The sequence below is a fragment of the Aquimarina aggregata genome, from assembly GCF_001632745.1.
In the GTDB taxonomy this organism is placed as follows: Bacteria; Bacteroidota; Bacteroidia; order Flavobacteriales; family Flavobacteriaceae; genus Aquimarina; species Aquimarina aggregata.
Map to the genome: position 1 here is coordinate 201,811 of NZ_LQRT01000013.1, position 14,443 is coordinate 216,253.

The 14,443-nt window shown below is 31.2% G+C and carries 15 protein-coding genes; 5 read left to right on the top strand and 10 right to left on the bottom strand.

From position 1 onward, the window contains the following. The first annotated feature begins 88 nt into the window (after positions 1-88). Complete coding sequence (locus tag AWE51_RS12190) at positions 89-436, top strand: DUF6249 domain-containing protein (RefSeq protein WP_066313867.1); 348 nt, start codon at positions 89-91, stop codon at positions 434-436. Between the two features lie 178 nt (positions 437-614). On the opposite strand, the gene AWE51_RS12195 is transcribed toward AWE51_RS12190, so the two are convergent. The 4 genes from AWE51_RS12195 to AWE51_RS12210 all read right to left on the bottom strand — a co-directional run bounded on the left by AWE51_RS12195 (position 615) and on the right by AWE51_RS12210 (position 4,191). After that, entirely contained in the window at positions 615-1,262 is a 648-nt protein-coding gene (locus AWE51_RS12195) for a hypothetical protein (RefSeq protein ID WP_066313869.1), read from the bottom strand. Between the two features lie 482 nt (positions 1,263-1,744). Continuing rightward, positions 1,745-3,124 (bottom strand): hypothetical protein, encoded by a 1,380-nt coding sequence (locus AWE51_RS12200; protein ID WP_066313870.1) that lies wholly within the window; start codon positions 3,122-3,124, stop codon positions 1,745-1,747. Beyond that, entirely contained in the window at positions 3,108-3,716 is a 609-nt protein-coding gene (locus AWE51_RS12205) for a hypothetical protein (RefSeq protein WP_066313871.1), read from the bottom strand. The genes AWE51_RS12200 and AWE51_RS12205 overlap by 17 nt, the downstream gene beginning before the upstream one ends. Beyond that, positions 3,700-4,191, bottom strand: coding sequence for an RNA polymerase sigma factor (locus AWE51_RS12210; protein ID WP_066313873.1), 492 nt, complete (start codon positions 4,189-4,191; stop codon positions 3,700-3,702). Before AWE51_RS12210 ends, AWE51_RS12205 begins: the two co-directional genes overlap by 17 nt. 282 nt (positions 4,192-4,473) lie before the next feature. On the opposite strand from AWE51_RS12210, the gene AWE51_RS12215 reads away from it, so the two are divergent. The 3 genes from AWE51_RS12215 to meaB all read left to right on the top strand — a co-directional run bounded on the left by AWE51_RS12215 (position 4,474) and on the right by meaB (position 6,487). Further along, complete coding sequence (locus AWE51_RS12215; protein ID WP_066313875.1) at positions 4,474-4,695, top strand: hypothetical protein; 222 nt, start codon at positions 4,474-4,476, stop codon at positions 4,693-4,695. 77 nt (positions 4,696-4,772) lie between these two features. Further along, positions 4,773-5,327, top strand: a complete 555-nt coding sequence (locus AWE51_RS12220) for a DUF2911 domain-containing protein (RefSeq protein ID WP_066313877.1) — start codon at positions 4,773-4,775, stop codon at positions 5,325-5,327. A gap of 74 nt (positions 5,328-5,401) precedes the next feature. Next, the gene (gene meaB / locus AWE51_RS12225; protein ID WP_066313878.1) at positions 5,402-6,487 is read left to right on the top strand and encodes a methylmalonyl Co-A mutase-associated GTPase MeaB; all 1,086 of its coding nucleotides are present in this window, start codon (positions 5,402-5,404) and stop codon (positions 6,485-6,487) included. Between the two features lie 6 nt (positions 6,488-6,493). On the opposite strand, the gene AWE51_RS12230 is transcribed toward meaB, so the two are convergent. Further along, entirely contained in the window at positions 6,494-7,732 is a 1,239-nt protein-coding gene (locus AWE51_RS12230) for an acyloxyacyl hydrolase (protein WP_066313880.1), read from the bottom strand. 181 nt (positions 7,733-7,913) lie between these two features. Then, entirely contained in the window at positions 7,914-8,201 is a 288-nt protein-coding gene (locus AWE51_RS12235; RefSeq protein ID WP_066313882.1) for a hypothetical protein, read from the bottom strand. A 465-nt stretch (positions 8,202-8,666) separates the two neighbouring features. Here AWE51_RS12235 and AWE51_RS12240 point away from each other — a divergent pair, with 465 nt between their 5' ends. Then, positions 8,667-10,910, top strand: a complete 2,244-nt coding sequence (locus AWE51_RS12240; RefSeq protein ID WP_066314629.1) for a transglycosylase domain-containing protein — start codon at positions 8,667-8,669, stop codon at positions 10,908-10,910. A 16-nt stretch (positions 10,911-10,926) separates the two neighbouring features. Here the strand turns inward: AWE51_RS12240 and AWE51_RS12245 are convergent, their stop codons facing one another. From AWE51_RS12245 to AWE51_RS12260, 4 genes are all read right to left on the bottom strand, one after another. Beyond that, positions 10,927-11,511, bottom strand: coding sequence for a phosphatase PAP2 family protein (locus AWE51_RS12245; protein ID WP_066313883.1), 585 nt, complete (start codon positions 11,509-11,511; stop codon positions 10,927-10,929). Positions 11,512-11,526: 15 nt separating this feature from the next. Continuing rightward, on the bottom strand, positions 11,527-11,754 hold the full coding sequence (locus AWE51_RS12250) for a hypothetical protein (RefSeq protein WP_066313885.1): 228 nt from the start codon (positions 11,752-11,754) through the stop codon (positions 11,527-11,529). A gap of 69 nt (positions 11,755-11,823) precedes the next feature. Beyond that, positions 11,824-12,909 (bottom strand): OmpA family protein, encoded by a 1,086-nt coding sequence (locus AWE51_RS12255; protein WP_066313886.1) that lies wholly within the window; start codon positions 12,907-12,909, stop codon positions 11,824-11,826. A 106-nt stretch (positions 12,910-13,015) separates the two neighbouring features. Then, positions 13,016-14,389, bottom strand: coding sequence for an MATE family efflux transporter (locus AWE51_RS12260; protein ID WP_066314632.1), 1,374 nt, complete (start codon positions 14,387-14,389; stop codon positions 13,016-13,018). Between the last annotated feature and the right edge of the window lie 54 nt (positions 14,390-14,443).

The following is a 14,443-nucleotide window of genomic DNA, read 5'->3' on the forward strand; positions in this document are numbered from 1 at the left end:
TATTTTTTTTCATTTTTTTGTAACCATTTTAAATCAAACCTCGTCATACCAAGAAAACGAACAGTTATTAACTTTTAAATCAAAAAATATGGGATCAGAAGTAGTTATTTTACCATTAATCTTTGGAGTATTATTTGGCATATTTTATTTATTCATTAGTGCAAGAAACAAAGAACGCATGGCACTTATAGAAAAAGGCGCGGATGCGTCTATCTTTTATAGTAGTAAAGAAAAAAGAGTAACTCCAATCTGGAAAGTGCTAATTTTAAATTTTTCTTTACTATTAATGGGAATTGGAATTGGCATTTTTATAGCAGGGATTTTGCATGTTTCAGTTGGTGTAGAAGAGGACATAGCTTATCCTGGCACTATTTTCTTAATGGCAGGAGTTGGATTATTTACAGGGTTTAATATGACAAAAAAATTAGATAAATAAATTTATCTAATTGCTGTATACAAAACCCTGCTTATACGCAGGGTTTTGTATACTAATACATTTAATAAATCATCCAAGCCCAAGTCCAAGTCCAAGCCCAAGCCCAAATTACAATTCATACCATAAAAAAACCCATCCTAAGTTAGAATGGGCTTATGAAATAAGTATTTATATTGTCTTACATATCTGTATCTGCTACTAGACTTTCGTCTTCAGAATATTTTTCTATTACTACAGAATCTCCATTACCATTTTCAAGTACATAAACTCCTTCTGGTAATTGACTCATATCAACATAATTCGTTGTCTTTGATAAAATATGAACCGTATTTTTTAATTCAAATAACTTTATCTTATCTCCTTCTTCAAAATCAACTACTGTTATCATATCACCTTCTCTTGTGATAGCTAACAAATTAGTTTGTGTTTTATCATAGTAATGAATAAACTCTTGCTCTACATCAATTTCAGCAGGCATTAAAGCTTTTTTACTATCCATCTCTACTAAAAAGTCATTATGGATTGTTTCTATAGCACCGTCTACATTAAGCTCTTCTTCTAATCTATTAATAACTACAGATTTACCGTAGCTGTTTTCTAACAGATAAGAACCAACAGGTAATTGACTAAGGTCTATTTGGCTATAGGTCTTAGATAAGATGTGATCCCCTGTTTCTAATTCAAACAGTTTTATTTTATCTCCTTCTTCAAAATCTAAAACAATAACAACAAGACCATCTTTCTCTACAGAAAGAGTTTGATCATCATTATTTGCATAATTATTTAAAAAGAAAAATAAACTAAAAATAAATACTGTCAATCTCATCGCCATGTTTTTATTACGGTTTTACCTTACAATAATATCACTTAATTCTAGTTAAACAAACTATAAATCAGACTTTTAGATCAAATAGCATTGATTTTCGATAAAAAACACAAAAAGTGTTAAAATTGACCTAAAAAAAAGATAAATACCTGATTATCAGTTGTTTATTTTTAAAATAATTGAAACAAAACGGTTTAAATGCAATTTATAAGGACTAAAAGACAATATTTTGATTATTCTTACTTTATTCTACATTCATAAAAAGTAGTTTTTGTCTTCATAATCAGGTAAGAAAACATTAGTATTGCTGATTTTTTTGACTTATAGAAGGATTTTATACTAAATATTAGAATTATTAACCCTTAAGGTTTTAGTTAACAAAATTTCTTAAAGTATTGTTAACTAAAAAAGCTCAATCATTCTACTGACCGAGCTTTTTTATAATTAACACTACATTATTACTACTAAATTCTTTTATGCATTTACTCTTTATTACTAAGCATTACTTTACTGTATTTTGCATTGATTGTAATCATTTTATCAGTACTTCGAGTATTTTGAAATCCATTAATAAATACATTACCAAAATTCTTTCGAGTATTTATTTCTAGAGTTCTAGGCAACGAAATAATACTTTGAGCCCCACTATAAGACAAGTTAAATGATGTCTCTGGCAATTTTAATTTAAAGTCACTGTTTTGAACAGCAAGATCGAGTGTAGAAAAAGACTCTCCTAGGTTGGCAATTGTTATTACTCCAAAACTTCCAGAGATAGCCGCATTTTTATCTAACTCTTGAATATATATGTTACTAGAATCTGCATTAACTAAAAGGTTTTTAGCATTTTGTATTCTACAATTCTTGACATAATTAACAACAAGCTTACCGTTATCCCATTGTCTCACAAAAACTGGAGAATAAGATGCTTTAATAAATGTTTGATCTCCATTAATCACATCTGCAGAGAGGGTTGTGTGGGACAAAGATGCCTTAACATTAGTCGATACTTCTGCTAATTGCACGTTGCCATGACGAATATTAAGTCTTAAATTAGCTTTTTTGGGCATACGAACTTTAATAATTTTATTGCCATTATTTGTTTTTGCTCTGCTAGTGCTGTATTGATATACTGTTACATTAGCAGTACCCCCATGTTGATCATCTACATCTCTAATATTTTGTGTAACCCATGTTTCCATTTGTTTCCCGTACTGTTGTGTCCATGTTTCTACACGAATCTGCATTTTACCTGAAATATTTTGTGATCCATCGGTAAGGTTTGAAGTCCATTTTTGATTTTCCTCCTTTTTACCATCATCAAATTTTTCACGTATTTGACTCTCCCATTGTTGGATATATTTTTCATCTTTCGATTTATACTGACCGTTACTAAGAGCTACATTTGCTTGATTATCATTGTTTAGCGTACTTGGCATAGGGTTTTTTGCCATATTCTCTATTAGAGGACCTAATCTTTCAGAAATAACCGGACTTAACATTTTTAATTGTTGTCTTAGTTTTTCATCTGTTCTGATACTAGAAGCTGTGACTTCTCCTCTCCATAAATTACCCGCAGTAGAATTAATAGTAATCTCTTTACTATTTCCTAACACATCAACTTGCCAACTTTCTAAAATACGCTTACTATTATCATCGTCAAGGTCTCCTTCTAAGTATGCCTCTATAGCTATTGTGTTTTTATTCCAGGTTTCAAAGACAATATTAGTATGACTTGTATTAAGAGTAACAGTAACGTCTTCTTCTACAGCTAGTTTTTCACTTAACTTATCATGCTTTTCTTGTGCAAACAACCCTGCACAACATAACACGCTAATCGCAGCTATATTAAGCTTGTACCTCATTGTAATTTTCTTTTTCAATTCTCTCTAATTCTTTTAATTTATCATTTAGCCTTTTTAAAAGTGATAGTCTAATGGTCAAATTATCCATCATAGCCTCTACACTTTGTACATTTGGTCCAACTTCGATAAGTTCTTTATTAAGCTGCTGATACTCTTTATCTAGGTTTTGTAACCTTTTCATAAAACTATCTACCAAATCCCTATTCGTATCATCTACTTTTATATTCGAAAGTTGAAACTTTATAGTAGTTAGTATATTATTCTCTACCTCTTCATATTCTGGGAATGCTTCTGCCAAAGTAGAAGTCTGTTTTTTTATTTTAATTGTAGCATTTTGAACAGGACCATTATCTGTATCTACTACTTTTGGTCCATCAGAATTATCTCCAAATCGGTTAATAGACATTAAAGAAACGGTAAGAATAACAACAACACTCGCTGCAATTTTAAGCCAGTTATAATTAAAACGTCTTGCTTTTTTTGGAAGTTCTTTTTCCAATCTGGCCATAAAACGATCCTCATGACCTTCCTGTATTTGCTCTACAGGAATGTGCTTATCTTGCTTTAAAAGCTCTCTAATATCCTGTGCCATCTCTTAAATGTTTTAATTGTTCTTGTAGTTGTTTTTTACCTCTATGCACCAATGTCCGCGATGCTACTGATGTTATATCTAAAATTTCACTTATCTCATTATGATCGTATCCTTCTATAAGGAAAAGCATGACGGCATATTTATACTTTTCGGGTAACCTTTCAATAGCCTTTTTAACCTCATCCACAGTAACTGAATCTGATACTGACCAGTCGTTTTGTTCTTCTACAGTAGACATTACTTGTTCATTAATTGCTACCATGTTCATTTTCTTGGCTTTTAGCATATCTATGCTTTTATTAATAACGATCCGTTTTAACCATGCACCAAAAGTCACATCACCTGTAAATTGATGAAGTCTTGTAAATGCTTTGATAAAAGATTCTTGCATCGCTTCCTCTGCTTCAAAAGGATCTTTGAGGAATCGTAATGCTACATAATACATACCTTTTGAGTATTTATTATAAAGCTTCATCTGGGCTCTACGGTCATTAGTCCTACATTGTTCTATTAGCTCGCTTTGTAACAAACTTTCTTTTATTTAGGTTAGTGATTAATACTAGAAAAACTATCTTAAATCGTACTCATTTATAAAGACGTAATCCTATTTTCTTTGTTGCAAAATTATACATAAAAAAAATTACAAACCAACAAATTACTGAATATCAAACAATTAATACAAATTTAACTATTTACAAAGTAAGGAATACTAGCAAAACGATACTACTCTACGGCTTTTATCAATAAATAGAAAATCATGCACACAATAAAAAATGATTGCGATTATCAGAGTATCGATGATGTAAATGATATATATAATCTTGTAAAAAAGAATAGTAATTGCGCACAGCTTTTAATAAAGCATATTGATCTACTTCTCGAGAACAAACATCTATCCGAATCAATAGTTCAGATTCTTACTTCTATACGAAACACCTGTGCTATACATGTAATGAACCTTGCTCGCGTAGCTAAATAGTAATGTCGGGCATATTTTAAACTATTTTTAGATGTAAACAATTTTCTAAAAACTATCTTTAAACACAAATAATTATTATGTCAAAATTATTAAAACGTACCATAATTGTTCTTATTAGCCTTTTAGTTATTGGAGTTTCTACAGTGTATATATTAAGACAAAACACAAAAAAACATAGCCCTGAACAAACTATTACTCATATCGCAAATGATGCCACTTTCACTATCTTTTATAATAGACCCTATAAAAAAGGAAGAGAAATTTTTGGGAAATTAATTCCTTTTGGAGAAATATGGCGAACGGGAGCTAATGAAGCTACAACATTTACTACGAACAAAGATATTATGGTAGATGGTACTATTTTGAAAGCAGGAACTTACACCTTGTGGACTATCCCAAACTTGAAATCTTGGAAAGTTATTTTTAATAGTAAAACATATAATTGGGGAGTTAACATGGATGGTACGGTTAAACGTGATGACCAATTTGATGTATTAACCATAGAAGTTCCTACTCAACCTTTATTAAACGAAATAGAACAATTCTCTATATATTTCGAAAATGCGAATGACTTTACAATATTATACTTGGCATGGGACCGAACAGCTGTAGCTGTACCTATTAAAGTTTAAAAAGTAAGTATTCAAAACTTAAATTATTATGTGTTTCCAAAAAGGAATGTATAACTTTGCTATAAAGCTTTTTTGTGCCTAAAGAAATTACAAATAAAACTAATCACCCTTCAAAAGTACCATCTAGTACTAATCATCAAGTAATTGATAGATTTAAAAGGTTACAACAAAAAGAAATTTCAATAGATCATATCTTTAATGATATCGTCTCTAAGAACACTACTGCTCTAAGTAAAGGGATAACTTTGATAGAGAGCACGCAACAAGAACATGTCGAAAAAGCACAACAACTCATAGAAAAATGTCTTCCGTATGCAAATAAATCTATAAGAATTGGAATAACGGGAGTACCTGGGGTTGGAAAAAGCACATTTATTGAAGCTTTAGGTAATTTATTATTGGATAAAGGCAAGAAAGTAGCTGTCTTAGCTGTGGATCCAAGTAGTACCGTTTCTTATGGTAGCATACTTGGTGATAAAACTCGTATGGAATCTTTAGTTCGATCTCCAATGGCTTTTATTCGTCCGTCACCTTCGGGTAACTCTTTAGGAGGTGTAGCTCAAAAGACGCGAGAATCAATTATTTTATGTGAAGCTGCGGGTTATGACATTATTATTATTGAAACTGTTGGTGTTGGACAAAGTGAAACAGCAGTTCATGGTATGGTTGATTTCTTTTTATTATTGAAATTAGCTGGGGCTGGTGATGAATTGCAAGGTATTAAGAGAGGTATTATAGAAATGGCAGATGCTATTGTAATTAATAAAGCAGATGGTGATAATGAGAAAAGAGCGCGTGAGGCAAAAAATCAATTTAGAAAAGCATTGCATCTTTATCCTTTATCAGAAAATAAATGGTCTCCCGATGTGTTAACCTGTAGTGCACTCGAAAACAAAGGTATAAATAAGGTCTGGGATCTTATCCAAGACTATTTAAGTATAACCATAGAAAATGGTTTTTTTGAAAAAAACCGTATGCGCCAAAACAAATTCTGGTTATTACAGACTATAGAAGAACAATTGAAAACTTCGTTTTATAATCATAAAAATATTAAAGAAGCGCTTACCTCTAAAATTGATGATGTTATACACCATAAAATAACACCATTTGCCGCAGCAAGATATCTTCTAAAATTAAGTGAACATAAAAACGAGAAATAAAACTATCTAATGTTTTAGGCGATAAACATATCCGATACTAAACTCTGAAAAATCTGCTTGTCCAAGATTTGCATTGATATTTGCTCCAAAAAACACATTATTTACCGGAGACTTATAAGTATTTATTAAATAGTATTTTATTCCTAATCTTGATGACACAGTTCTTTTTACTTTATAATACCAATCCAACTCTCCTAATTTTGTATATTCTCCTCTAAAGAAAAACCCTTGACTAAGTTGCCAATCAATTTTATAAAAGGGTTTGTGTATGTTTATACCTAATTCAAATTCAGTCCCAAAATGTCCAAGTAAAAGTTCGGCATTTACAAATACTCCAAGATTAGTAGCGTATCGATAAGGATTTTCTTTAAATTCTGGTACCTGCTCGCTAATTAATTGTCCATCATTTTTTATATGATCATAATAATGCTCATAAAACCTGTAATAAATACCCGTACCTAGCTTGATTCTTTTATTTAAAATTTTACCAGCAGACAATGCTATTGAATATACTTCTTTTTTATCATTAAACACTTGAGAAAGTACATTTTGACCAATACCCGTACGAAAGGAAAAATAAGTCTCAGAAAAACGTTTTTTTTGTTTGTCTTTGACTTTCTCGATTTTTTCCATTTCTGGTTCATTACCAATCGAAGAAGACAGACTAATTAAAAATGAATTAAGACCCTGATTAGGCAAACGTGTGTGTCCATTTGAAAAATGAGCGTACCCTAAACCCATGCGCCAATTAATCTTATCTTTCTTTATAAGATCATAATAAATAAAAGATCTAAAAGCCCAATTTATTTTTGTTGTAATCGCTTTATTAAATGCATTTCTATCTGCATCGAATTGTGTATCTAAATAGGCTACTCCTAATCCCAAATCTAAACTCCATCGATTAGAATATTTTTGAAATATTTTAAACTCTGAAAAAGGCATTAGGGTATACGCTAAACCCAATTTCTCTATGTTTCCAAAATCAGTTATGCCTAATGAAAAACCAGTTTTAAACGGTTTTAATCTACTCCTATTTTTTCCAGTTAAAGTAGTATAAACCCCAAAACTTACAAAAAGTGACTTTTGTATTTCGGTATCCGGAAAACCAGTATTGGCTTCTCCAGTTTTTCCAACGACAATTTCTGGAGCTATAAAAAAAGAATTCTTATGTACTGTATCAGAATCTTGTCCAAAAAACTTAATACCTATAAAAAATATAAGTAAACAATATATTTTATTCCCCATTTATAAGTTTTATTCCAACTACAAACGGGTAGTTCTTAACCCTAGTTTCATTGTTTAAATCAAATTAATATAATGTAATAATAACTTTTTAATAGCACATATTAAAGTTATACATAAACTATATGATCAATACAATGTCTTTAAACTAGCATTTTAAAGATATAACAGAACCTTTAACTCATCAATCTTCTAGATCTTCTACCTGATCTTTACTCATTGCAACAGGAACTTCTGTAGTAGAGTCGGTAGTATCATCATCAAAACTTTCCATCGTATCTGCTAATCTTTTACTGATCTTTACCAGATAGATCGTATCTTCTGTTTTCACTTCAACCGCTTCAATAGCTTCGTTATGATGATTCCGAAAAGAAATAATATCATTATCATTATATCCATCTGGAAATTTTTCTACGAGAAGATTTAAAATATTCTTATTTAATTTTTTGTAATCAACAATTACTCTTTTCATGAGTTTGCAGGTTTAGTTAGTTACAATATTTAGTAGTCAAAAAATGTGCTAAGCACATTATTAATTATAATCCTGAGATACTTTACGGCAATACCTCAAGTAGTGTTCAAATTGGGTATATGAATATAATAATCTACATTATACACTTACAATTCTAACTAAAAAAAATGAAATTTCTAAGAAATTATCTTTAAAAAACTGATATTTTTTACTCTTTTCAACTTGCTAAAAAGTGTAGAATATTTAATTCAAAAATCAAATTATTTCATTTTAACTCTTTTAGATATAAATCACATAAAAAACATAAGGTTCACCCTTAAAAAACAAGATTTATCATGGCATAAAAATAAAACCATTAAAAACTTATTACTACTTTCACATCTTTTACTACTACAAAAAAATGTAAGAATACTCAACTGTCTAATAATATTTTGTTTTAGCCGTTATCTAGTGGATATTATGATTATGATTAAAAAATTATTAAAAAAGAAATGGGTCAAGTTGCCATTATTTTTAATAGGCACAGTTACCATGTTATTTTTGTGCTTCTATGCCAGTATTTATTTAGGTTTTTGGGGGGATTTACCTACTAAAGAAGAATTAAGTACACTCAAACAAGCAGAGGCTACTCAAGTCTTAGATCAAAATGGCCAATTAATAGGTAAATATTATATTTTTGATAGACAACCTATTCACTTTGAAGATTTGCCTCAACATCTTATAGACGCACTTATTGCGACAGAAGATGTAAGATTTTATGAACATGATGGCGTAGATAACAAGAGTCTTTTAAGAGTCTTTTTTAAAACTATTTTACTTCGGGATAAATCTTCTGGCGGAGGAAGTACTATAACCTTACAGCTAGCAAAAAACTTATTTGGTAGAGAAAAACACAAAATATTTAGTACTGTAGTTAATAAATTAAAGGAATCTTTTGTAGCAAAAAGAATAGAAGACATTTATTCTAAACAAGAAATCCTTACGCTTTACTTCAATACCGTGCCCTTTCCGGATAACACCTATGGAATCGAAAGTGCCGCCCATAAATTTTTTAATACGTCTACTAGCCAATTATCCTTATCTGAAGCTGCAGTTTTAGTAGGTAGTCTAAAGGCTAATCATAGTTATAATCCAAGGCTTTTTCCTGAAAGGAGTCAGCTAAGAAGAGATGTGGTCCTTAAACAAATGATCAAATATGGATATCTAAATACAAACAAAGCCGATCAAGAAATGAGCAAGCCTATACTGCTTAATTATCAATATTTTAATCATGATCTTGGTGTAGCACCTTATTTTAGAGAAGCCGTTAAAAAAGAACTCATTTCGATTCTTGAAGAATATAAAAAACCAGACAACACGGCCTACGACATTTACAATGATGGTTTAATTATACACACGACGCTAGATTATAAAATGCAGGTTCTTGCAGAAGAAGCGATGAAGGAACATATGCAAATGCTTCAAAACGACTATGAGATATCTTATGGGGATATGGCACCATGGAAAAACAACACCTCCTTAGTCCAAAATGCTATTAAGAATCTTGATGTTTATAAAACATATAAAGAGATAGGGCTCACAGATGATCAAATACAAGATTCTTTATCCATAAAAAAAGAAATTGAGTTGTTTGAATGGACTGGTAATACCACCAAAAAAATCTCTTCATTAGATAGTTTACAACATTACCTTAAATTTTTAAATACCGGAATGATTGCTATAGAACCTTCAACTGGTGCCGTAAAAACATATCTTGGCGGAATTGATTACCGTTACTTTAAGTACGATCATGTATCGCAAAGCAAAAGGCAAATTGGATCAACATTTAAACCTTTTGTTTATACAACTGCTATAGAAAACGGGATGAAACCATGCTCTTATTTCTCGACAAAAGAAATTACATATACAAATCTAAACAATTGGACTCCAAAAAATGCTTCAGAAAAAGAAGACCCCCATCTTAATTTCACTCTAGAGAAAGCGCTAAGCAATTCTGTAAATACAATTGCTGTAAAGGTTTTAAACGAGGTAGGAATTCCAAAAGTGATAGATCAAGTTCGAAAATTAGGTATTACCGATTCTCTATCCAAAGAGCCTGCTATGGCTTTAGGAACAGATGCAATTAAGATAAAAGAACTTGCCGGTGCATATGCCAGTTATGTAAATCAAGGAAAAGGAGTTACTCCATATTTTATTTCAAAAATTGAAGATAAAAATGGTAACCTTATTGCTTCTTTTAAGTCTGATATTCTGGAAACTCCAGGGTATAGTGAGTATACAAGGCAAGCTTTGCTAGAAATGATGAAATCTACAGTAGAAAGTGGTACGGCGACAAGAATACGAACTACGTACAAACTCGAAAACGATATTGCAGGAAAAACAGGGACAACACAAGACAATAAAGACGGTTGGTTTGTAGGCATTACACCAAATTTAGTAACTATCACATGGGTAGGAAACGATAATTACAATATTGGTTTTAAAACAACCGCACTAGGTCAAGGCGCAAATACCGCATTACCAATTTTTGCAAAATGGTATCAAAAAATGAATATCGACCCTACTTTTGATACGATTACAAAAAGTAAATTTACAGAAACGTCTGAAGAAGTATTAAAAGATTTAGACTGCAAACCAGAGAAACGAGATAACTTATTAAAACGTCTTTTTGGAAAAAAGAAAAAAAAGAAAAAGTTTACTACAGAATAAAAGAAGAGCTTGCTGTTTAGATCGCAATATGTTGTTTTTCTCCGTACTTACTGATCAAATATATATGCAATTTGTACGCTCCTAAACCCAGTAAAATACCTATAGCCATACCCGTAATAATATCTCCAGGATAATGAACACCTAAATAAATTCTACTATAACTTACTACAATAGACCATATCACCATAAATGGAAAAATATATTTTAATCGCTTTTGTAGCACAAGTCCTGTAAAAAATGCGATAGCCATAGAACTTGCAGCATGAGCTGAAAAATAACCGTGACGACCACATCGTTCTGCAATAAAACGTGTAAATTCTGCCACTCCTTCTGCCCGACAAGGTCTGGGCCTCATAAATAATACATTTTTAAACAGATTTGATAACTGATCAGTAGCAGTAATCAAAGCAGCAACAATTACTAAAGTGATAATAGTGCCTTTTAATCCAAAATATTTATAAAAAAAGAAAAGCAATACTAAGTACAATGGTATTTGATAAAGCTTTTCAGTCATAAACAGCCAAAACCAGTCCCAAGTAGATGTTCCTAAATTGTTCAGGTATAAAAAAAGATCTTTATCTAATTGTATAAGTTCTTCCATTATTCAAGTATGTTATTATCCATCATAACGTTCAATCTCTCTGTCATAAAATTCATTAGCTGCCTGAAAAAGATTTTCGGCCTCTTCTAATAATTCTTTCTCTTCTCCCTTATCAAATTCTTCTAACCACTCCACCTCATCATTTTCTAAATTAATAATAAATCTAGGAAATTCGGTATGAATTACAAATATAGCCGAAGGATAATCAGTATTGTCGCCCAACAAGAATTTAGGAAAGTCCATAAATAACTACTTAAAATTACAGTTCAAAGGTAATAAGTTATTTAACTAAACTAACAAATTATCTTAGTGTTATTCAATTTTAATTTCTACTCTGTTATTTGATTCTGGATCTAAATCTGATCCTTCGGTAACAATAGGTTCGGTATTACCAGCAGCTATAATTTCGATTAACGATTCATCTACTCCTTTTTCAATCATATAAGCTTTTACATTACTAGCTCTCATTGCTGACATAATTTCATTTTCAAAAGTAGAACCGGCATCATCTGCATGCCCTGTAATTTTGATCGTGTTAACTTTAAAAATAGTAACATACTGGATATAGGAATCCAGAGCTTTTTTGATCTCGGTATATGCTTCACTTTCTCCAATTAAAAATTCAATAGGTGAAAAGTCTAAAGCCATATCACAAACTTGACCCGATACTAGATTTTTTGGATCTCTCATTTCCATTAGTAAAACATCATCAACATAATAATAACCTGTATCATACTTCCCTCCTTTTACCGATTTTCCTCTTGGGCTATCAGAAAAGAATCCAAGAGAAATATATTTCTCTGTACCTTTTGCTCTATATACTCCACAAACTTTCGCCCATCCTTTTGTATCACAAACCATTTTAGAAGACTCGACATGCAAAGGAAGTTTTGAGGTCATGGTAATCTTAGGATTTCTGGCACTAAAATATGAGCCAATAGAAGAAGTACATGAATTAGATATCCCCTCTCCTAAAGAAACATACATATGAAAATAGTAGTATTTTCCTGCTCCTAAAGGCTTCTTCAATTTGGCTGTTACGCCTTCTTTATAAGCTCCTCCGGCGATATACATCCCTACTTTCCCTTTTCCAGTTCTTGGTTCTTGTGGGCCAAACTGCTTTAAAAAGTTTGGTGATTTATGAATAAATCTAATTAATTCTAGATCTGGATGATGTACATCTGGAGTATTTATTGAAGGGTTCCACTCCTTCATAAAAGCAAAATTTTGCATCTCCATATCTAGTCTTTTAAGAGATGTATTTACATCTTCAAAACTAGGGTTAGGAATAAGGTTTTGCTTTTTACTATGTTCGAACTCTTGGCTTATACCAGGTAATGCACATACTACTGTAAAAAGAATCAGCAGCAGACAAAATTTAGAATTTGGGACTCTCATTTTTTGTGTTCTGTTTTTTTGGAAAGATAGTTAATTATTCGTTAATACAAAATAAACGAATAATGTAGATAAAACGTATTTCTTTCCTAATTTAATTAAAAATAACTTACTTCTTTTGAATTAAGTCTTTGGTTAATTTATTAAATCTAATATACAATAACAATGCCGAAGTAGTAAGCCCCGCAAAGAGACCAATCCAAATACCGGCACTTTTATACGCAGTATGTAACCCCAAATAATAACTTATCGGAAACCCTACTATCCAATAAGCGATAAACGTTATAAATGTGGGTATTTTTACATCTTGCAACCCGCGCAATGCACCTAAAACAGTTACTTGAACAGCATCTGATATTTGAAATAATGCTGCTATAATCAAAAGTTTTGCAGCTATTCTAATCACTTCATTATTATCTGCTAGGTTTTCTATATCACTAACATCTAAATATATTCTAGGTAACATTTGATTGCAAATGATAAAAATCAATGCAAAAACAGTAGCTATTAAAAACCCTAATAGAAATATTGAAATAGCAATTCTTCTTAAATCCGAAAATTGTTGTAATCCTTTTTGATTACCAACTCGTACCATAGCTGCAACACTTAATCCCATAGCTACCATAAAAGTCATTGATGATAAATTTAGTGCAATTTGATTTGCGGCTTGAGGGTTTTTTCCTAAAATACCAGATAACCATATTGCAGCAGTAAAAATAGCCACCTCAAAAAACATTTGTAAAGCAGAAGGAAACCCCAGTGCTATTATTTTTTTCATCATTTTATTTTCTAACACAAAAATTTTAATGTTAGTAACATAACTACTTGATTTTTCTTTATTTCTAAGTAGTGTCCATAGAAAAACAACCATAACAAATCTTGAAACCAAAGTACCTACCGCTGCACCTACTATCCCCATCTGCGGAAATCCTAATTTTCCAAAGATTAACAGATAATTTAAAACAACATTAACGACATTAGCAATTAACGTTGCATACATTGGATATTTGGTCATAGATAAGCCATCAGAAAATTGTTTTAAAGCTTGAAAACTAACTAATGGTACTAATGAAAAAGCTACCAAATCTAAATATGGCATAGCTAACTCAACCACTTCTATAGGTTGTTTCATTAAAAACATTAACGGTTTTGCCAATAGTATCATTAAAAATAGTGCAATCCCTAATGTAGTACATAAGACCAAACCATGCTTAAAAGCAGATTTACCATTCTTAAAATTATGCTCTCCGTCTGCCTCTGCAACTAATGGTGTAATTGCTGTAGAAAAACCAATCCCTAAGGACATAGCAATAAACATAAAACTATTCCCTAATGACACTGCCGCTAATTCTGCCGTTCCCAGTTGTCCTACCATAATATTATCGATCAAACCTACAAAAGTATGACCTAACATTCCCATCATTACCGGGGCGGCTAATTTTAAGTTATATCTAAACTCTTTGGTATATTGGTACAGCATTATATAATTTTGAAGACGCAAAGGTATTGGATGCAAAATAAACTAAAATATTCTTAT

What these genes read in the sequence shown, in the direction of transcription:
- AWE51_RS12190 (WP_066313867.1), top strand. Translation starts at nt 89, where the DNA reads ATGGGATCAGAAGTAGTTATTTTACCATTAATCTTTGGAGTATTATTT.
- AWE51_RS12195 (WP_066313869.1), bottom strand. Translation starts at nt 1,262, where the DNA reads ATGAGATTGACAGTATTTATTTTTAGTTTATTTTTCTTTTTAAATAAT.
- AWE51_RS12200 (WP_066313870.1), bottom strand. Translation starts at nt 3,124, where the DNA reads ATGAGGTACAAGCTTAATATAGCTGCGATTAGCGTGTTATGTTGTGCA.
- AWE51_RS12205 (WP_066313871.1), bottom strand. Translation starts at nt 3,716, where the DNA reads ATGGCACAGGATATTAGAGAGCTTTTAAAGCAAGATAAGCACATTCCT.
- AWE51_RS12210 (WP_066313873.1), bottom strand. Translation starts at nt 4,191, where the DNA reads ATGAAGCTTTATAATAAATACTCAAAAGGTATGTATTATGTAGCATTA.
- AWE51_RS12215 (WP_066313875.1), top strand. Translation starts at nt 4,474, where the DNA reads ATGCACACAATAAAAAATGATTGCGATTATCAGAGTATCGATGATGTA.
- AWE51_RS12220 (WP_066313877.1), top strand. Translation starts at nt 4,773, where the DNA reads ATGTCAAAATTATTAAAACGTACCATAATTGTTCTTATTAGCCTTTTA.
- AWE51_RS12230 (WP_066313880.1), bottom strand. Translation starts at nt 7,732, where the DNA reads ATGGGGAATAAAATATATTGTTTACTTATATTTTTTATAGGTATTAAG.
- AWE51_RS12235 (WP_066313882.1), bottom strand. Translation starts at nt 8,201, where the DNA reads ATGAAAAGAGTAATTGTTGATTACAAAAAATTAAATAAGAATATTTTA.
- AWE51_RS12240 (WP_066314629.1), top strand. Translation starts at nt 8,667, where the DNA reads ATGATTAAAAAATTATTAAAAAAGAAATGGGTCAAGTTGCCATTATTT.
- AWE51_RS12245 (WP_066313883.1), bottom strand. Translation starts at nt 11,511, where the DNA reads ATGGAAGAACTTATACAATTAGATAAAGATCTTTTTTTATACCTGAAC.
- AWE51_RS12250 (WP_066313885.1), bottom strand. Translation starts at nt 11,754, where the DNA reads ATGGACTTTCCTAAATTCTTGTTGGGCGACAATACTGATTATCCTTCG.
- AWE51_RS12255 (WP_066313886.1), bottom strand. Translation starts at nt 12,909, where the DNA reads ATGAGAGTCCCAAATTCTAAATTTTGTCTGCTGCTGATTCTTTTTACA.